Here is a 19,623-nt window from a genome sequence, read left to right as displayed (position 1 = left end):
GCAGCCTGCCCATGCGCAGGGCGACGACCCGCGCAACATCCAGGAGTTTGACGATGCCGATGATCCCGCTTGGGGCGCAAGTCCCGGCAAGATGGCTGCTGCTCGCCTGCGGCATTCTCGCGATGGCGAGCACCTCGCGTCCGGCAGGCGCCGCGGACGAAGGCTTCGTCGACGTCCATACGCTGCCGCGGGTGGACGGCGCAGTGGAGGACACGTCGCGCCCCGACACCTATCGTGTCATCTACACCGTGCCGACCCCGCTTGCCGCCACGTCGGACGCCACCAAAAAGCTGCTCAGCGCCGACGGCTGGGTGCCCTATGTGTATCCGCTGGACGAGAAGAGCGCCGCGTTGACCTTCAAGAAGGGGCGGCAGGGGCTGCGCGTCTCCTTCACACAGGCGCGCGGGCGCCCTGATCAGTCCGCGGTGTTCTACACGCCGAACCGGATCTATGCGAACGTACCCTTTCCGGACGGCGCGACGGACCTCGTGTTCGACGAGACCCGGCCCTATCTCGGCTGCATCGCGCCCGGCGCGCTCGATGCGACGTCGGAGTTCTTCACCAGGGAAATGGCGGCGATCGGCTGGCGCAAGCTCACGCCCGAGGCGGCGGCGCGCTGGCCGAACGCCGATCTCGGCGAAGTCATCCCGAACGGCGTGCGCGCGTTCTACGACCACCCCGATCGCGTCGCGACGCACCTCTACCAGAAGCCGGTGATGCTGACCCTGACGCGCCGCAACGACGGCCGCACCCATGTCGAGATCAGGGTGGCGCCGTTCGCGCTGCCCCAAGAGCTCGAGGCCGACGATGACATGGCCGGGCTACCGCGGCCCAAGCCGACCAAATCGGCAAGGAGCCTCGGCAGCGAAAGCTCCAACAAGCGCGAGATGTCGGCCGCCGCGATGGCCGAGCTGCCCGCCGTGCTCGCCTTCTATCATCGCGAGCTCGCCGCGCGCGGCTGGCAGGAAAATGGCAGCGCGCCGCTCGCCGCCGGCGACGACGTCGCGATCAGGATCTCCAACGCCGAGGAAACCGGCGTGCTGCGGCTTGGCCGCAAATATGATTTCACCATGGTCAGCCTGACCGCGCAGGTAAAGGACTCCGCGCTTGCCGCCCGCGCCAAGGCCAAGAAGGAGGCGGACGCGAGGTTCCTCGGCGATGCCTTGGGGGCGGCTCAGCAGCTCATCGCCGCCGATGAAGCCCGGCGCAAGGCACAGGCCGCCTCCCTCTCGGACGCACCGCTCGCTGCGCGTGCCGACAGCACGACGCCGGTGCCACTGCCCGAGAACGCCGAGGGCGTGAAATTCGAAGGCGGCGACGGCCGGCTGGAATTTTCCTCGGCGTCGAGCGTGAAGGCGCTCACCGCGTTCTATCGCGCATCGCTCAAGCCCGCCGGCTGGAAGGAGCAGCCCTCCGTGATCAACCAGCCCAACATGGCGGTGATGGAATTCGCCAGGGGCGGCAAGTCGATCTCGATGACCGTGATGCAGATGGGCCCGAAGGTGAATGTGAGCGCCAGCGGAACGGGCCTGGTGATGGCCACGGCGAAGCCGGCGGCCATCCCGGAGGTGCAGGAGAAATCCTCCGAGCCGCTTCAGCTCGACACCGAATCCCAGCTGCCCGTGCCGACGCAACGTTCGTCGAAATCGCTTGCCACCACCAAGATACCCGGCGGCGAGGCGCCGCTCCGCCGCGAGCTGACAGCCAGCATTCCCGCGCCGCTCCAGGACGTCCTCGCCTTCTACCGTGCGGAGCTGTCCAAGCTCGGCTGGCAGGAAAAGACCGACGGCGCGATCGTGTCCGCGGACCACGCGCAGATCGATTTCACCTCGCCGCAAGGCCCGGCCGTGCTCAAGCTTGGCCGCACCAAGGGCGAGACCACGGTCAATCTGGCGCAGAAGAACGCAGGTGTCGCTGTTAAGGCCGACATCATGCCGAAGGCGGGACAGGCCCGGGTGATGCTCGGTAACATGGGCCCGAACGAGGCCTCGCTGACGATCAACAAGCAGACCGTGAAGATCGCGGCCGGTGCCGGCGGCCCGCAAGCGCCGAAAGGCCCGATGCTCGATCTGCCACCGGGCAAGTACCAATACGGGGTGCGAACGCAGGGACAGCCCACCCGCACTGACACACTCACCGTGGCCGCCGGCGACATCTGGGGCCTCATGGTGGGCCCAGGCGGCGACGTGCTGCCGCTGCAGATGTATTGAGCGACAAAGGCGGCTCGCACCCACTCCCTTTTGCAAGCGGGAGAGGGTGCACCACGCAGGTCGCTCCACCAACTTGGCCAGAATCCGATGCCCTGACCGGCGCCTGGGAATACCTCACGCCCCGCAAAATCCACGCCTTTCAGGGTCCCAAAACGCCCCCTCGAATCGCTTTTTTGCCGCGCCCTAAATCGGCCTTCAGAAGCCTTGAAAATCAGCCAAAAAACCCTATCTGCTCAAAGGGTTGCGGCAGCATACTTTGCGCTAGGCGCAATCCCGCTTTCATGGCACAAATAGCCTGCAAATCAGCGCCTTCTGCGCCGCTGATTCGGGCGACATTTCGAAGGCCTCTCATGACAGAACCAGCTCGGCAGCCCGCTGCCGAAAACGAGCCCTCCAATCCGAGCGAATACGGTGCGGAATCGATCCGCGTGCTCAAGGGTCTCGATGCCGTCCGCAAGCGCCCGGGCATGTATATCGGCGACACCGACGACGGCTCGGGTCTGCACCACATGGTCTACGAGGTCGTCGACAACGCGATCGACGAAGCGCTGGCAGGCCACGCCACGCGCGTCGACGTGATCCTCAATGCCGACAATTCCGTCACCGTGCGCGACGACGGCCGCGGCATTCCGGTCGACATCCACAAGGGCGAAGGCATCTCGGCGGCCGAGGTCATCATGACCCAGCTCCATGCCGGCGGTAAGTTCGACCAGAACTCCTATAAGGTTTCCGGCGGCCTGCACGGCGTCGGCGTCTCCGTCGTCAACGCGCTGTCGAGCAAGCTGGAGCTTCGCATCTGGCGCGACAACAAGGAGCACTACATCGAGTTCGCCCATGGCGACGCCGTGGCGCCGCTCAAGGTCGTCGGCGACGCGCCGGGCAAGCGCGGCACCGAGGTGACGTTCCACGCCTCGACCGAGACGTTCAAGAACGTCGAATATGATTTCGCGACGCTGGAGCACCGCCTGCGCGAACTCGCCTTCCTCAATTCCGGCGTCAACATCGCCCTCTCCGACATGCGCCATGCGGTCGAGAAGCGCGAGGAGATGCACTATTCCGGCGGCGTCGAGGAATTCGTCAAATATCTCGACCGTAACAAGAGCCCGATCGTGCCGGCGCCGATCATGGTGCGCGCGGAAGCCAACGGCATCGGCGTCGAGGCCGCTTTGTGGTGGAACGACAGCTACCACGAGAACGTGCTGTGCTTCACCAACAACATCCCGCAGCGTGACGGCGGTACTCATCTCGCCGGCTTCCGCGGCGCACTGACGCGCCAGGTCAACGGCTATGCCGAGGCCAACGCCAAGAAAGAGAAGATCGCGCTGACCGGCGACGACTGCCGCGAAGGCCTCACCGCCGTTCTGTCGGTGAAGGTGCCCGATCCGAAGTTCTCATCGCAAACCAAGGACAAGCTGGTGTCCTCGGAAGTGCGTCCCGTGGTCGAGAACGTGCTCAACGAGGCGCTTGCCGCCTGGTTCGAGGAGCACCCCTCCGAGGCCAAGGTGATCGTCGGCAAGGTGATCCAGGCCGCCGCGGCCCGCGAAGCCGCGCGAAAGGCGCGCGAGCTGACCCGCAAGAGCCCGCTCTCGGTCTCCTCGCTGCCCGGCAAGCTCGCCGACTGCCAGGAGAAGGATCCGGCCAAGTCAGAACTCTTCATCGTCGAGGGCGACTCGGCAGGCGGCAGCGCCAAGCAGGGCCGCAACCGCGAATTCCAGGCGGTGCTGCCGCTGCGCGGCAAGATCCTCAACGTCGAACGCGTCCGCCCCGACAAGATGCTGTCGAGCGAGCAGATCGGCACGCTGATCACCGCGCTCGGCACCGGCATCAGCGACGAGTTCTCGATCGAGAAGCTGCGCTATCACAAGATCATCGTGATGACGGATGCCGACGTCGACGGCGCCCACATCCGCACGCTGCTGCTGACCTTCTTCTACCGGCAGATGCGGGACATCATCGACGGCGGCTATCTCTATATCGCCCAGCCGCCGCTCTATAAGGTCTCGCGCGGCAAGTCCGAGCAGTACCTGAAGGACGAACGGGCGCTGGAAGACTATCTGATCGACGCCGGCCTTGACGACTGCGTCTTCATTCCCGGCGCCGGCGGCGACCGCACCGGCCGCGACCTGCGCTCGCTGGTCGACGACGCCCGCGTGGTCCGCAGCATTTTGCGCAATTTGCACAGCCGCTATAGCCGCAAGGTCATCGAGCAGGCCGCCATCACCGGCGTGCTGAACAAGGCGATCTACGGCGATCCCGAGAAGGCCGCAGCTGCGGCGCAATACATCGCGGGCCGGCTGGACAACCAGGCCGACGAGGTCGAGCGCGGCTGGATCGGGCAATACGTGGAAGGCCAGGGCTTCCAGTTCGAGCGCACCGTGCGCGGCGTCAAGGAAGCCGCTATCATCGACGACGCCTTCCTGGGGTCCGCCGAGGCACGCAAGCTCGACGAGTACACGGTGAAGCTTCAAGACGTTTATGCCCGCCCCGGCAAGCTGCGGCGCAGGGATGTCGAGCACATGGTCTACGGCCCGGTCGACCTGTTCGAGGCGGTCACCGACGCCGGCCGCAAGGGCATCACGCTGCAGCGCTATAAAGGCCTCGGCGAGATGAACCCGGAGCAGCTCTGGGAGACGACGCTCAACACCGACGTGCGCTCGCTGCTGCAGGTGAAGGTCAAGGAGGTCGACGAGGCCGACGACATCTTCACCAAGCTGATGGGCGACGTGGTCGAGCCCCGCCGCGACTTCATCCAGGAACACTCGCTCAGCGCGACGATCGATATTTGAGACCGGCTGGTTTTAGGTTCCGATCTCTCGGCCGAGCACTCGCTGCACCTCTCCCGCTTGCGGGAGAGGTCGACACGCTCGCAGGGCGTGGCGGGTGAGGGCTTCTTCCCCTTGGGGATTGGTCCCATTGCGGAGACACCCTCTCCCCAACCCTCCCCCGCAAGCGGGGGAGGGAGCGCATCTCCGTCTTGGCCTGCCCCTGAACCTCACCACGCGCCATCGCGACGAAGTGGCATGAACCCGTTGGCCGATTCCGGCCGGGAAGCCTCGTGCCATGGTCGCCACTGCTACGTCCAGTTCCGCTACCCCCTCTCGCCGCCTCGGCATTATCGGCAGCATCGTCGGCGTGCTGGCGCTGATGGCGGCGGTGCTGCCGCATTGGGTGGTGCCGATCGTTTTTCCGCCGCCGCCGGCGGACAAGGTGATCGTCGACACCGGCCATCGCATCAAGGACCGCATCGTCGCGAAGGTGAAGGGCGTGGAGTACCAGGCTCCGAAAGTCGAAAAGTCGGCTGGACGAAGCTGGAGTGAAACCGCCTCGGTCGCAGCAATCTCGCTCGGCCTACTCGCCATCCTGCTCTCGGTTCTCTCGCTGATCTTCCGGGAAGAGCGGCTCCTTGCCGCCGTCGCCGCCACACTCGGCACCGGCGCCATCGCGATCGAGATATCCTTCTTCATGATGGGGGCGCTGATCCTGATCGCGATCCTCTATGTGATCGGGAATATCATCGGGCTGTTCTAGCGGCCGTTTGTCACAAGCTTCGACCTCCTCATGAGGAGCCCGCGCCAGCGGGCGTCTCGAAGGATGGCCGCGGGCGACATACGGGCCTTCATGGTTCGAGACGCGCGTTCCGCGCTCCTCACCATGAGGGCTTGCAGTTGCATCCGAATGCCTCCGAACCACGCGCAGCACAATTGCTCCCGCGCTCAATTCTCTGTAGTTTCCGCCGAAACAGCCCCGCCCACCAACAGGACAGCGAGAACCACGTGGCGCCCATTCAGTACATCGTCGAGGGCGGTCACCGGCTCTCGGGCTCGATCGAGCCGTCCGGCAACAAGAATTCAGCGCTGCCGATCATCGCCGCGGCCCTGCTCACCGAGCATCCGGTGACGCTGGAGAACGTGCCGCGGATCCGCGACACCGAGACGCTGGTCGAGCTGATCCGTTCGGTCGGCGCGTCCGCGGAATGGACCGCCCGCAATACGCTCCATATCCACGCCAAGAGCATCCGCGCCGCCGATCTCGACCCCGAGCTGTGCGTGCGCATCCGCGCCTCGATCCTGCTCGCCGGCCCCCTGCTCGCCCGCTGCGGCGAAGTGATGCTGCCGCCGCCGGGCGGCGACGTGATCGGCCGCCGCCGGCTCGACACTCATGTGCTGGCGCTGGAGCAGCTGGGAGCAAAAGTCACCGCAACCGACCGGCTCGAATTCCGCGCGCCCAGGCTCGCCGGTGCCGACGTGTTCCTGGACGAGCCCAGCGTCACCGCCACCGAGAACGCGCTGGTGGCGGCGGTCGCCGCCAACGGCGTCACGCACTTGCGCAATGCGGCCTCCGAACCGCACGTGCAGGACCTCGCCAACTTCCTGGTCGCGCTCGGCGCCAGGATCGAGGGCATCGGCACCAACACCATGATCGTCCATGGGCCGGCGACGCTGGGGGAGGCGACCTACCGGATCCAGCCCGACCATATCGAGGTCGGCTCGCTGATCGGGCTTGCCGCGGTGACGCGCTCTCCCTTACGCATCACGCGCGCCGGCGTCGAGCATCTGCGCTCGATCCGCATGGGGTTCGAGCGACTCGGCATCGTCTGCCGCGTCGAGGGCGACGATCTCATCGTGCCGTCCAATCAAACATTGAAGATCCAGGACGATTTCGGCGGCCACGTGCCGAAGCTGGAGGACCAGCCCTGGCCGGCCTTCCCGGCCGACCTGATGTCGATCGCGATCGTCACCGCCACGCAATGCGAGGGCGTCATCCTGATGTTCGAGAAGATGTTCGAATCCAGGATGTTCTTCGTCGACAAGCTGATCGCGATGGGCGCGCGCATCGTGCTGTGCGACCCGCACCGCGCGATCATCGCAGGTCCCAGCCGCCTGCACGGCGCAACCATGACCTCGCCCGACATCCGCGCCGGCATGGCGATGCTGCTGGCGGCCGTATGCGCCCAGGGCACCTCCACCATCAACAACGCCGACCAGATCGAGCGCGGCTACGAGCGCATCGAGGAACGGCTGAACGCGCTCGGCGCGAAGATCACGCGCGTGCCGGAAAGGAAGGGCTGAGGCTCTCTATATTCTCCCCGCTTGCAGGGAGAGGCCGGATTGCATCGCAGATGCGATCCGGGCGAGAGGGACTCTCCGCGAGTCCAACTCTCACCACCCCCGCGGAGACTTCTCCTCGCTCCGACCCTCTCCCCGCAAGCGGGGCGAGGCAGAAGATGCGAACGTCGCACCTCGCACCATCTCGTGCCCCGGACGCAGCGCAGCGCTTCTTCAGCGATGCGCTGCCGAGCCGGGGCCCATCCTGCGAGAGCTGCGCCTGTGGCTTCTGGGTCCCGGCTCGCGCTTCGCGCGTCCGGGACACGCAGGCCATGTTTTCGTCGCGCGGCCGTGCTATTGAGCCGTCATGCTCGACACCGTGCAACATCGTGCGCAGCCGCAAGCCGGCGTGCCGCCAAACCATCTCGCGCAGGAATTCGTCGAGACGCTGCGCCTCGCCGTGCCGCTGATGCTGACGCAGCTCGGGCAGATCGCGATGATCACGACCGATCTGGCGATGATCGGGCGGCTCGGCGAGGATGCGGTGGCCGCGGCGGCGCTGGCCCATACGGTCTACTTCGTCAGCTTCACCTTCGGGCTCGGACTGACGTCCGCGGTGTCGCCGCTGGCGGCGCAGGCGTTCGGCGCCGGCGACGTCAGGCTGATCCGCCGCTCGTTGCGCGTCGGACTCTGGGTTGCGCTGCTGATCTCGCTGCCGATGATGGCCTCGCCGCTCTATGGCGAGCAGATCCTGCTCGCGCTCGGTCAAATGCCGCACTCGGCCGCGCTGGCGCAGCAATATCTGAACGGCCTCGCCTGGGGCATCGCACCGGCGCTCGGTTTCATCGCGCTGCGCAGCATGATGAGCGCGGTGAACCGGCCGCAGCCGCCGCTGTGGATCACGGTGGCGGCGATCCCGGTCAATGCCGTCCTCGTCTACGTCCTGATCCACGGCCTGTTCGGCCTGCCGGAGCTCGGCCTGTTCGGTGCGGGGCTTGCGACCACGCTGGTCAATCTCGGTACCTTCATCGCCGCGCTCGCGATTGCCGCATGGCGGAAGCCGTTCGCGGACTATCATCCGCTCGCCCGTCTGTGGCGGATCGACTGGCCGTTGATGCGCCAGCTGATTACGATCGGCGCGCCGATCTCGTTCTCACTGCTGATGGAGTACGGCCTGTTCTCCTCGGCGGCGCTGCTGATGGGACTGATCTCGACAACCGCGATTGCCGCGCACCAGATCGCGCTCCAGGTCACGGCCGTGCTGTTCATGGTGCCGCTCGGCATCGGCATGGCGGCGACGGTGCGGGTCGGCCATGCCTTCGGCCGCAACGATCCGGCGGCGGTGAGGCGCGCAGGACTCGCCGCGGGCGTGCTCGGAGCAGCTCTCGTCTCGGCCCTGACCGTCGCGATCGTCCTCGGTCGCTACGAACTGGGCCGACTGTTCTTCGGCAGCAGCGGAGCGAGCGCAGCAACCGTCGAGCTGACAGCGACGCTGCTGGTTGTCGGCGCGACCTTCTTCATCGCCGACGGCCTCCAGACCATCGTGGGCGGTGCGCTGCGCGGCCTCAACGACACCAGGATGACGCTGGTGTTCGCGGTGATCGGCTATTGGTGCGTCGCCTTTCCCGTCGGTTGGCTGCTGGCATTCCACACGGAGCTGGGCGCGACCGGCGTCTGGGTCGGGTTCTCGGTCGGCACCTTCGTCTATGCCGGCCTCCTGATCTTGCGCTTCCGCATGCTGGCGCGCAGACTGATGGCATGACCAGCACGGTCCGCGCAGTCACTCCCAATGTCGATGCCGGCAAGCTGCTGACCGGAGCGCAGTTCGCCGACGCATTTCGCGTGGAGATCGGAACTGCGGCGATGAACGCCCGCGAGGCCTGCGTCCGGATGGTGCTGAACGGGCCGCGCTGGATCGACGCCCTGCTACGCCTGCGCAACATTCTGGTGAGGCCGTTCGGACTAAAGACATCCGGCCAGGGCGCGCCGGCGCCGGGCGGCATGATCGGCCTGTTTCCGGTGCTGAGCGAGACGCCCGAGCAGCTGGTTGCCGGCTTCGACGATTCCCACCTCGACTTTCGCATCGTGGTCGACGTTTCAGGCGATGCCGCGAGCCGTCAGGTGACCTCGACGACGCTGGTGCGCACCCACAACCTGCTCGGCCGCACCTATCTCACGCTGATCATGCCCTTCCACAAGCTCGTGGTGCGCAACATGATGGGACGCATCGTGGAGCCTGGCCGATGAACTGTGCGGGCCGAGATCGACGAACACGCCGTATTCAGCCCACCGGCCCTGGAGTCCAATTGTCCCCTGCGAGCGGACTGACTTTCACGTCAGGAATGACACCGAGGTCCATGCTCGGATCGAAATGGCGCATCGTCCGCTCATTGAGGTCGATGATGCGGCCAGGTCTTAGCGGCCCCACGTCGTTTATCTTGACGATGACCTTCTTGCCCACGGCCTCGATGAGAGCATATTTCGGCCTCGCGCCAAATTCGACCCCACCAAATTTCCGGCGCAGACTCGTCTTGATGGCGGCCGTCCAGCCAGAGGGATCATAACGCTCGCCGGAGGCCGTCTTCGGACCGCCCTCCTCCTTGCCGGGCTTGAACGGATTGTAGGTGGACGCCGCGCCAATGATCGCATCGCCGGAGGCGGCATCGACGACGGCACTTGAGTGATCCCCACGCGTTTCACTTCGAGCAATGGCAACCGAAATTGCGAGCGCAACCAGGGCGCCGCAAATTGCGGCGCTCGAGCGGAATAGCATCATAAGTCCTGTGATTTTTTAGATTGCCGGTTCCAGAACTGCAAACGTGGTCAAGCGAACGCAGCAGCGTTCATCAACTTGCGCCGATCGTTTTGCGGATTCGACCCAGCCCTGGGTACGGAACCGTTGTGTGAACCGGAGTGGTCCTCACGTCGTGTTTAGCTTCTCGCCGATTAAGACAGAGATTGCGTCAGCAACATGACCCGATGGAACCTTGCGCGTGCCGCGTCAGAGCACGCAGGCAGCGATCACGACTGAACTGTGCGACGTATGCATCGCTGCCGAAACCGGCGTTTACGATGACGCCGACTCACTCCGCCACACGCACCGACTTGTCGGTTGCGATTTCCGACCATTCGCCGACGACGCGGTCGAGATCGCAGAGATTCTGATGCATCTGCTCCAGCGAGAAGCCGAGCGCGAAGAAGCGTTCGGCGGTGTCGCTGGCGTGGCCGCGGATCAGGCCGTCCTGGCGTACGGCGGCAACCGCTTCGGAATAGTGCTGGAGCGCAACGTGGACGGGATGGATCGGCGGCGCGCCGGCGCCTTCGCGCAAGGCGCTGGCTGCCGAACGCAGGAAGCGGGCGATCGCGGTCGACACCTCCGTCAGCGGAGCAGCTAACCGCATCTGCACCTCGACCGGCAGCGGCACCACGGTGGCGCGGCCGATCATCACGACGTCATGGCGCAGCCGCAGGACGGTGCGCAGCAGCGGGCCGGTGTCAGGCCCGTTCGACAGCCGTGCGGCGCGCTCGCGCTCGGCTTCGGCGCCGATCGCATTCAGATTGACCATCGCCGTGCCGATGCCGTCCTGGATCCGGTGCAGCGCGTCGTTGTCGCGGCCGCGGGTGAGGCCCGCGAGCAGCTCGGTGAGGGCGTCCGCAATCAGCTCGAGCAATTGCGCCGCCGCGGCACGGATCTGGCGCACCGCGCGCGAGGGCAGCACCAGGAACGACACCAGTAATCCCGTGACCGCGCCGACCCCGACCTCGCTGACGCGGTCGATCGCCGAGGTCAAGGGATCGGAATGATGCATGGTCGGGACCAGCAGCACGATCACGGCCGTCACCGTGGCCGCGCTGAGGCTCGGATTGATCGCGGCGATGAAGGCGAGCGGGGCGACCGAGAGCACCAGGAGCCCCAACAGCCCCGCCTCGCTGGAATAGGGGATCAGGATCGCGATGGCGCCGCCATAGATCGCGCCGCCGATGGTGCCGAGCATGTAGTCGCGCGTCGCCTTCAGCGAGCGGCCGACGCTCATCTGGGTCACGATCAGCGAGGTCAGCACCGCCCAGAGCGGCAGCAACAGATGCAGCGCGGTGGCGAGCGCATAGGCCGCGGTCGCGGCGACGGTGACCCGGATCGCCAAGCCCAGTTGCGTTCGCCGCGACCTGATCCGGTCGAGCAGCTGCCTCGCGCGTGTCATACGGAATATCCCGATCCTCTTGCGCCAAGCAAAAGCATGGCTGATGCCCGCGGCCGCAAGGCCGCTTGAAAGGCCAAATCAGCCCGCCTAACTTGCGCGCCAAAACGAGGAAACACGATGGCTCACGAAACCGCAACGCTCGCCGCCTATGTCTTCAATCTGAAATACCAGGATATTCCGGCGGAGGTGCTGGATCGCGCCAAAGTGCTGACGCTGGACTTCCTCGGCAGCGCGATCCGGGCACGGCGCGAGGCGGAATCGACCCCGTCGATGCTGAAAATGCTGGAGGCGCTGGCGCTCGACACCAAGGGCGAATCCACCGTGTTCGGCGACAGCAAGACCTGGACGCCGGCGGTCGCAGCCCTGCTCAACGGCGCGCTCGGCCATTCCCTCGATTTCGACGACACCCACGCCGATTCCTCGCTGCATCCGAGCGCGCCGGTGGTCCCGGCCGCCTTCGCCGTCGGCGAGATGGTCGGCGCGTCGGGCCGCGACGTGCTGACCGCGATCGTCGCGGGCTATGAAGTCTGCTGCCGGCTCGGCAACGCGCTCGACCCGACCTCGCATTATGCGCGCGGCTTCCACCCGACTGCGACCGCCGGCACCTACGGCGCCGCCGCGGCGGCCGGAAAACTGTTCGGCCTCAGCGAGAAGCAGCTCGTCTCCGCCTTCGGCGTCTCCGGCAGCCAGGCCGCGGGCTCGCTGCAATTCCTGGTCAACGGCGCCTGGAACAAGCGCTACCAGGTCGGCGCGGCCGCGATGAACGGCGTGATCGCCGCAACGCTGGCGCGCAACGATTTCGTCGGCGCGACGGAATCGGTCGAGGGCAAGCACGGCCTGCTCGCCGGCTACACCGACGCCGCGCATCCGGACAAGGCGGTCGCCGAGCTCGGCAAGACCTATGAGACCATGAAGATCGGCGTGAAACCTTATCCGAGCTGCCGCTATACGCATGCCGCGATCGACGCGCTGATCGCGATGCGGCGCGAGCACAATCTGACGCCCGACCAGGTCAAGCGCGTCGAGGTCGGCCTGCATCGCAACGGCATCACCTTGACCGGCGATGCCGCGACCAAGCGGCATCCGCGCTCGATCGTCGGCGGCCAGTTCTCGATGTTCTTCACCGGCGCGCTTGCGCTCGACCAAGGCTCGTTCGGCTGGGACGATTACAACCGCCTGGGCGATGCCGCGATCGACGCCCTCGCCGACAAGTTCGACGTGGTGCAGGACGACCGGCTCGAGATCGGCCGCACCCATCCGTTCGGCGCCCGCGTCAGCATCACCACCGACGACGGTGTGCACGAGCGGCTCTATGCGGATCCCTCGGGCGAGCCGACCTCGTTCCCGGATACGCAGGCGATGCAGCAGAAGTTCCTGACGCTGGCGCGCCCCGTGCTGAACGCGCGCGCGGAGAAATTCGCGGACGCGATCATGACGCTGGAACGGTTCGACCGCGTCGCGCAGGCGACGGAATTGGGGAGGTAGTGGATCTCTTCGCCTCTCCCCGCTTGCGGGGAGAGGCCGGATCCAAGCGCAGCTTGGATTCCGGGTGAGGGGGACTCTCCGCGAGTCCAACTCTCACCTCCCTTGCGGAGACTCCCCCTCACCCCAACCCTCTCCCCGCAAGCGGGGAGAGGGAGAAGGGACGGGGCGTGTTGCCGCCACCACATCGCGCACGAGATCGAACACGCCGTCCGCTTCCGGCGGCCCATTCGGCGAGCGTCCCATGCGCACGATCACCAGCTGCTCCGACGGGATCACGATGGTGTATTGTCCGATCGTGCCCTTGGCGAAGAAGGCATCGCGCGGCCAGCCGTGGGTGACGCGGAAGTTCGCACCAAAGCTGTCGCCCTGGTTGGTCCAGAAGCCGGCACCGATGCCGACCCACGCATTTGGCGTGGCCGTCGCCGAATAATTCACCCAGCCTTCCGGCAAGATAGGTTTGCCGCCGGCGACGCCGTCATTGAGATAGAGCTGGCCGAAGCGCGCCCAGTCGCGCGCGGATGCGAGCATCTCGCTCGACCCTTCGATCGTGCCCGAGCCATCGAGCTGGAGCGTGACTTGGCGCATGCCGAGCAGGGCGAACAATTCGCGGCGCGCAAAGCGGAGCGCGCCTTCCGCTGTGCCGCCGGCCGCATCGCGGATCAGATGCGAGAGGATGAGAAGGTTGCCGTCGTGATAATTCCACGCCGTACCTGGCGCGGTGGCGAGCGGAATGCTCGCCGCATAGGCGGCCATGTCGGACTCCACGAACTTCATCCGGTTGACCGGCTCGAAGGCCGAGCCGAGCGAGGCTTGCAGCGAGCTGCCGAGCGCAAGGCCGGCGGTGTGGCGCAGCAGCTGATCGACCGAGATGGCGTGGCGCGGATCATCGGGATCTTTCCAGGCCGCGACCGGCGCGGGCCCGTCGAGCTTCAGCTTGCCCTGGCGCACCAGCACGCCGATCAGGGCTGAGATCACCGATTTCGTCATGGAGAAGCCGAGCAGCGGCGTCTCCGGTCCAATGCCGTCCGCATAACGCTCCGCGATGACGCGGCCCGACTTCATCACGACCAAAGCGCGGGTGCGCCGGTAAGGCGGCTGCACGGGCTCGGTGAAGGCGCGGTCGAGCGCGGCGGCAAGCGCGGGACTTTGCGGCGGCACGATCGCTGGGCCGGCGATCTCGGGCAGCAGCGCGGGCTGCCTGTCGGTTGCGGGCGGCTCGACGGGAGCAATCCCAGCGCCATGGTCGAGCGTGCAGCCGAGCCCCTCGCGATAGACGGCGTGGCTGCGGCCGATGCCGAACAACGTCACCGTGACATCCTTGCGGACGCGGTCGACCCGGTAGTCCATCGCCCAGGTGATCAGGCCGGTCCCGGGCATGGCATCGTTGGTCTCGGCAAAGTTGCGCTCCGGATCGAGTCCGGAGACGAACGTCTCCGCGCAGAGGATGTCGGCGACGAAGCCGGTGGCGACCTTCGGGACATCGCGGGCCCGCGCGGCGCCGAGCGCGAGGCCGGCACAGGCGATGGTGGTGGCGAGGAGGACGATCTTGCGGCGGCGGGTCACAGGCTTTCTCTCCGGCTTGGGGGCATGCAGGGAGGAAGCCGGAGCCGGCTGAGGCACGCTCGCCGGATTTGGAGAATGGCCTGCTGGAAACTCTATCGCGGCTTGCCGATTCTGAAATTACTTCGATATTGCAATAGCCTATGAGTCAGATCGCATTTACCTTCAGCCGCCGATATTCCGTCGGCGTCACGCCCGTGACTGCCTTGAAGGCGCGGTTGAACGGCCCGAGCGACTGGAAGCCGGCGTCCATGGCAATGGTGATGACGGGGACTTCGGCCTGGCCGGGATCGGCGAGCGCGGCCTTGGCTTCCTCGATGCGGTGATTGTTCAGGAACACATTGAAGTTGCGGTAGCCGAGCCGCTGATTGATCAGCCGGCGCAGCCGGTATTCCGGGATCCTCAGCCGCCCTGCCAGCACGCCGATGGTGATGTTCTCCTGGCGATAGACCCGCTCGTCCGCCATCAGCCGCATCAGGGCATCGATCAGCTTCTGGTCGGCGGATTCATCGACCGGCGCGGGCCGGGCCTGAATCGCCGGCGCGGCCACCGACGCCGGAAACAGATCGGCGCCATCGACGCGCATCATCGCACAGGCAATGGCCGCGACGATGCAGGCAAGCACGCCCGTATTGATCGTGTCTGCGACACCGCCGACCTCGCTTCCGGCGACGGCAATCTGGAGAACCGCACTCAACCCGCCATAGAGCGCGGCTGCGCAGACGATAAAGACGCGAACGCGCCGGCGGCGCTCGACCAGATCAGCCGGCCACGAGGCGATCGTCTGCCCGATCGCAAGCGCAATGAAACCGAGCACGAGCAGATTGACTGCGGTCACGGAGAACCGCGCGTGGCCGCCCGGCGCGATCCAGAGGCAGCCCGCGAAGCTGAAGGCCGTCACCAGCGCCCAGACCAATCCGTGCCACCTGCGCAGGCGAAATTCATCGTCGAACAGCGCGCGGGTGAACAACCAGAACACCACGATGTTGCCGGTCGACAGCGCGATCAGCGGCGCGTGCCAGCCCGCAACCGGGGAAGAGACGCCGACCGAATAGCTCGCCGCATGCGCGGCCGAGCCGAGCGCGAAGGCCGCACCGAGCCGGGCCGCGAGCACGTTGCGGAAGTCGGAGAGCAATGACGCCGCCAGCACCAGCAGCAGCGCGACGCTGGCGGCGCGAAAGGCGAGCTCGGTTGCGGCAAGGGTCATCGGGTGGTGCGATCGGTCGCAGTTGAAGGCCGCCAAACATCGTTGGTTGTGCCAGGTTTTTCAAGGACCATCCGCATGCCACGCCTAGAGCCACCTCCAGCGCTGTCATCGCCCGGCTTGACCGGGCGATCCAGTAATCCGAGACAGCAGTGATGAATCGAGAGGCTGCGGCGTACTGGATCGCCCGCCTTCGCGGGCGATGACAGCGGAGTATGAGGCCTCATTGCGACACGACGTCTTGTCCGGGCTTTGTCGCGACGACGCTCCAGATTCCTGCTAGGCTCGCGTCCAAGAAGGTCAAAAAGGAGTCCACCATGAGCTGGCAACCCTCGAACGATCCCGTTCTCGGCGATCCCATGTCCTGCGATGCGCTCGATCTCGTCATCGTGCCGCGCACGCGCGATCTCGGCGACGGCTTCGCGGTCCGGCGCGCGCTGCCGCACGGCAAGCGGCAAATGGTCGGGCCGTTCATCTTCTTCGACCATTTTGGGCCGGTGCAGTTCGTCTCCGGCAAGGGCATGGACGTGCGGCCGCATCCGCATATCGGGCTTGCCACCGTCACCTACCTGTTCGACGGCGCGATCATGCATCGCGACAGCGAGGGCAATGTCCAGGAGATCGCGCCCGGCGCGATGAACCTGATGACGGCCGGACGCGGCATCGCGCATTCCGAGCGCACGCCGGATGCGCAGCGCGCCTCGGGCCAGAAGATGCTGGGCCTGCAGAGCTGGATCGCGCTGCCGGCCGGGTCGGAGGAGATCGCGCCGTCGTTCCAGCACTACGGCGCGGGCGATCTGCCCATGATCTCGGAACGCGATTTCACTGCACGCGTGATCGCGGGCTCCGCCTTCGGCATTGCCTCGCCGGTGTCGATGGTCTCGCCCTGGTTCTACACCGAGGTCACGGCCGCGCAGGGCGCCAGCGTGCCGCTCGACCCCGACCACGAGGAGCGCGCGATCTATGTCGTCGATGGCGAGGTCGAGATCGCGAACGAGCGCTATGAGGGGCCGCGGCTCCTGATCTTCCGCCCCGGCGACCGCATCACCGTGAAGGCGCTCAAGGCGACGCGGATGATGTTTCTCGGCGGCGATGCGCTGGAAGGCCCGCGCCATATCTGGTGGAATTTCGTCTCCTCCAGCAAGGAGCGGATCGAGCAGGCCAAGCAGGACTGGAAAACCGGCCGCTTCGCCGCAGTTCCGCAGGAACACGAGTTCATTCCGCTGCCGGAATAGGCTAATCGGGTTTCCGGCTCGCCATCCGGCGCGGCCGATTCATTGCCTGAAGGCCCTGCCTGCGAAAGCCATAACGATGTCCACCATGCTCTCCAGCGACCTGCCCCTGACCAAGATCGGACGCGGCAAGGTGCGCGATATCTACGCCGTCGACGACGACCGCCTGCTGCTCGTCACCACCGACCGCATCAGCGCCTTCGACGTGGTGATGGGCGAGACCATCCCGATGAAGGGCGCGGTGCTGACGCAGATCAGCGCGTTCTGGTTCAACGAGCTCGAGGGCGTGGTGCCGCATCACATGATCAGCGCCGACACCGACGAGATCATCGCGGCCGTGCCGGCGCTGAAACCGCACCGCGCCGAGATCCTCGGCCGCGCCATGCTCTGCAAGCGCACCACCGTATTCCCGATCGAATGCGTGATCCGCGGTTATCTCTCGGGCTCGGCCTGGAAGGAGTACGCGGCCAGCGGCACGCTCGCCGGCGAGAAGCTGAAAGCCGGCCTGGTCGAGAGCGAGAAGCTGGAGCCGGCGATCTTCAGTCCGGCGACCAAGGCCGAGACCGGCCACGACGAGAACATCACCATCGCGAAGATGCGCGCGGTGGTCGGCGACGAGGTCGCCTACACGCTGGAGAGCATGACGCGCGCGATCTACACGCTGGGCGAGGAGCTGGCGCGCGAGCAGGGCATCATCATCGCCGACACCAAGTTCGAGTTCGGCCGCGACAAGGACGGCCGCATCATCCTGATCGACGAAGTCATGACGCCGGATTCCTCGCGCTTCTGGGCGGTCGATTCCTACAAGCCCGGCCAGCCGCAGGCGAGCTTCGACAAGCAACCCTTGCGCGACTATCTCGACGTCGAGCGCCGTGCCGGCCGCTGGAACGGCGACGCCCCGCCGCCGCCGTTGCCGGCGAGCGTGGTGGAAGCGACGAGCAAGCGGTATCTGGAAGCGTATCGGCGCGTGACCGGAACGGAGCTGAAGATCTAGGCCCGGGTGCCGCCGCGCGCTCCGTCATTGCGAGGAGCTCTTGCGACGAAGCAATCCAGTCTGGCTGTGCGGAAAGATTCTGGATTGCTTCGCTTCGCTCGCAATGACGTGGAGAGAGAACGGCGGTCTCACACTCCCGCCATCATCACGTATTTGATCTCGACATATTCTTCCATGCCGTGACGGGAGCCTTCACGGCCGAGGCCGCTTTCCTTGACGCCGCCGAAGGGCGCGACTTCGGTGGTGATCAGGCCGGTGTTGACGCCGACCATGCCCGACTCCAGCGCTTCGGCGACGCGCCAGACGCGGCCGATATCGCGGGAGTAGAAATACGAGGCCAGGCCGAACGGCGAGGCGTTGCACATCGCGATGACGTCGGCCTCGTCCTTGAAGCGGATCACCGCCGCGAGCGGACCGAAGGTTTCCTCCTGCGACACCAGTGAATCCGGCTTGACGTCGGCGAGCACCGTCGGCTCGAAGAACGAGCGGCCGAGCTCGCTGCGCTTGCCGCCGGTCACGACCTTGGCGCCGCGCTTCACGGCGTCGGCGATGTGGCGCTCGACCTTGTCGACCGCCTTCATGTTGATCAGCGGGCCCTGCGTGACACCGCTCTCGGTGCCATCGCCGATCTTCATCGCCGCGACCTTTGCCGACAGCTTCTTCACGAACTCGTCGTAGATCTTGTCCTGGGCGTAGATGCGGTTGGCGCAGACGCAGGTCTGGCCCATGTTGCGGTATTTCGAGACGATCGCGCCCTCCACCGCGGCGTCGATGTCGGCGTCGTCGAACACCACGAAGGGTGCGTTGCCGCCGAGCTCGAGGCCGAGCCGCTTCACGCCGACGGAAGCCTGCTGGTAGAGGATCTTGCCGACCGCGGTCGAGCCGGTGAAGCCGACGAAGCGCACCGCCGGATGCTCGCACAACACCTTGCCGATCGGCGGCGCATCGCCGGTGACGATGTTGAGCACACCCTTGGGGATGCCGGCCTTCTCGGCCAGCACGGCCAGCGCCAGCGCCGACAGCGGCGTCTCGTTGGCGGGCTTGAGCACCACGGTGCAGCCGGCGGCGAGCGCCGGCGAGACTTTACGGGTGATCATCGAGTTCGGGAAATTCCATGGCGTGATCGCGCCGCAGACGCCGATCGGCTGCTTGATCGCGAGCAGCCGCGCATCGGGCCGCTGCGTCGGAATGGTCTCGCCATAGACGCGCCTCGCCTCCTCGGCGAAGAATTCGATATAGGCAGCGCCGATATCGACCTCGCCGAGCGCCTCCGAGAGCGGCTTGCCCTGCTCCGAGGTGAGGATCAGCGCGAGGTCCTCGCGGTTGGCGACGATCAGCTCGAACCATTTGCGCAGGATGTTGGAGCGCTGCTTGGCGGTGTGCTTGGCCCAGCCCGGAAAGGCGCGCTGAGCGGCCTCAACCGCCTTGGTGGTCTCGTCCGCGCCGAGCTGCGGGACCTTCGCCAGCTCGACACCGGTCGCGGGATTGTTGACGGCGAACATCGGCGTGCCGACCCAGGAGCCGTCGATGTAGCAGGCCTCCTTCAGGAGCGCGGGGTCCTTCAACCGGTCGCGCAGGGTGGCGGTGGCTTGCGGGGCGCGTGCGGCGGCGGTCGGTGTCATGGCGTACTCCCTGAGGGCGATCGGATTGGCCCGGAATATAGGGGCAAGCGGTGCCCGATGCACCGCCCCGCA

Annotated in this window: 14 protein-coding genes; 9 read left to right on the top strand and 5 right to left on the bottom strand. The window is 66.2% G+C overall.

Annotated features, from left to right (window positions below; all coding sequences use genetic code 11):
* Positions 1–53 precede the first annotated feature (53 nt).
* The 6 genes from AC066S_RS13430 to AC066S_RS13405 all read left to right on the top strand — a co-directional run bounded on the left by AC066S_RS13430 (position 54) and on the right by AC066S_RS13405 (position 9,502).
* Complete coding sequence (locus AC066S_RS13430) at positions 54–2,210, top strand: hypothetical protein (protein ID WP_478269908.1); 2,157 nt, start codon at positions 54–56, stop codon at positions 2,208–2,210.
* 350 nt (positions 2,211–2,560) lie between these two features.
* The gene (gene gyrB / locus AC066S_RS13425; protein WP_126257040.1) at positions 2,561–4,996 is read left to right on the top strand and encodes a DNA topoisomerase (ATP-hydrolyzing) subunit B; all 2,436 of its coding nucleotides are present in this window, start codon (positions 2,561–2,563) and stop codon (positions 4,994–4,996) included.
* A 274-nt stretch (positions 4,997–5,270) separates the two neighbouring features.
* Positions 5,271–5,738 (top strand): hypothetical protein, encoded by a 468-nt coding sequence (locus AC066S_RS13420; protein ID WP_478269907.1) that lies wholly within the window; start codon positions 5,271–5,273, stop codon positions 5,736–5,738.
* 245 nt (positions 5,739–5,983) lie between these two features.
* Positions 5,984–7,279: a UDP-N-acetylglucosamine 1-carboxyvinyltransferase gene (gene murA, locus AC066S_RS13415; RefSeq protein ID WP_478269906.1), complete on the top strand. Its 1,296-nt coding sequence runs from the start codon at positions 5,984–5,986 to the stop codon at positions 7,277–7,279.
* A gap of 343 nt (positions 7,280–7,622) precedes the next feature.
* Positions 7,623–9,017 (top strand): MATE family efflux transporter, encoded by a 1,395-nt coding sequence (locus tag AC066S_RS13410; protein WP_478269905.1) that lies wholly within the window; start codon positions 7,623–7,625, stop codon positions 9,015–9,017.
* Positions 9,014–9,502: a DUF2867 domain-containing protein gene (locus tag AC066S_RS13405; RefSeq protein ID WP_126257036.1), complete on the top strand. Its 489-nt coding sequence runs from the start codon at positions 9,014–9,016 to the stop codon at positions 9,500–9,502. The genes AC066S_RS13410 and AC066S_RS13405 overlap by 4 nt, the downstream gene beginning before the upstream one ends.
* Positions 9,503–9,536: 34 nt before the next feature.
* Here AC066S_RS13405 and AC066S_RS13400 read toward each other — a convergent pair whose 3' ends face one another.
* Complete coding sequence (locus AC066S_RS13400) at positions 9,537–10,031, bottom strand: RlpA-like double-psi beta-barrel domain-containing protein (RefSeq protein ID WP_205680476.1); 495 nt, start codon at positions 10,029–10,031, stop codon at positions 9,537–9,539.
* A gap of 307 nt (positions 10,032–10,338) precedes the next feature.
* The gene (locus tag AC066S_RS13395) at positions 10,339–11,454 is read right to left on the bottom strand and encodes an FUSC family protein (RefSeq protein WP_478269904.1); all 1,116 of its coding nucleotides are present in this window, start codon (positions 11,452–11,454) and stop codon (positions 10,339–10,341) included.
* 117 nt (positions 11,455–11,571) lie between these two features.
* On the opposite strand from AC066S_RS13395, the gene AC066S_RS13390 reads away from it, so the two are divergent.
* On the top strand, positions 11,572–12,939 hold the full coding sequence (locus tag AC066S_RS13390) for an MmgE/PrpD family protein (RefSeq protein ID WP_126257033.1): 1,368 nt from the start codon (positions 11,572–11,574) through the stop codon (positions 12,937–12,939).
* Between the two features lie 93 nt (positions 12,940–13,032).
* Here AC066S_RS13390 and AC066S_RS13385 read toward each other — a convergent pair whose 3' ends face one another.
* Together AC066S_RS13385 and AC066S_RS13380 are read right to left on the bottom strand one after the other, a co-directional pair.
* A complete protein-coding gene (locus AC066S_RS13385) occupies positions 13,033–14,502 on the bottom strand; it encodes a serine hydrolase domain-containing protein (RefSeq protein WP_478269903.1) in 1,470 nt (489 codons plus the stop codon).
* Between the two features lie 145 nt (positions 14,503–14,647).
* Positions 14,648–15,706, bottom strand: coding sequence for an AraC family transcriptional regulator (locus tag AC066S_RS13380; protein ID WP_478269902.1), 1,059 nt, complete (start codon positions 15,704–15,706; stop codon positions 14,648–14,650).
* Positions 15,707–16,020: 314 nt separating this feature from the next.
* On the opposite strand from AC066S_RS13380, the gene AC066S_RS13375 reads away from it, so the two are divergent.
* The gene (locus AC066S_RS13375; RefSeq protein ID WP_135163549.1) at positions 16,021–16,938 is read left to right on the top strand and encodes a pirin family protein; all 918 of its coding nucleotides are present in this window, start codon (positions 16,021–16,023) and stop codon (positions 16,936–16,938) included.
* Positions 16,939–17,014: 76 nt separating this feature from the next.
* Positions 17,015–17,929 carry a phosphoribosylaminoimidazolesuccinocarboxamide synthase gene (locus tag AC066S_RS13370; RefSeq protein ID WP_126257029.1) on the top strand — a complete coding sequence of 305 codons (915 nt, stop codon included), beginning with the start codon at positions 17,015–17,017 and terminating at the stop codon, positions 17,927–17,929.
* Positions 17,930–18,057: 128 nt separating this feature from the next.
* On the opposite strand, the gene AC066S_RS13365 is transcribed toward AC066S_RS13370, so the two are convergent.
* On the bottom strand, positions 18,058–19,551 hold the full coding sequence (locus tag AC066S_RS13365) for an NAD-dependent succinate-semialdehyde dehydrogenase (RefSeq protein WP_478269901.1): 1,494 nt from the start codon (positions 19,549–19,551) through the stop codon (positions 18,058–18,060).
* Positions 19,552–19,623 lie beyond the last annotated feature (72 nt).

It is taken from the genome of Bradyrhizobium sp. CFUWI (assembly GCF_056429085.1).
Note: the sequence above shows the minus strand (reverse complement) of the source record. Positions and strands in the feature narration are given on the sequence as shown.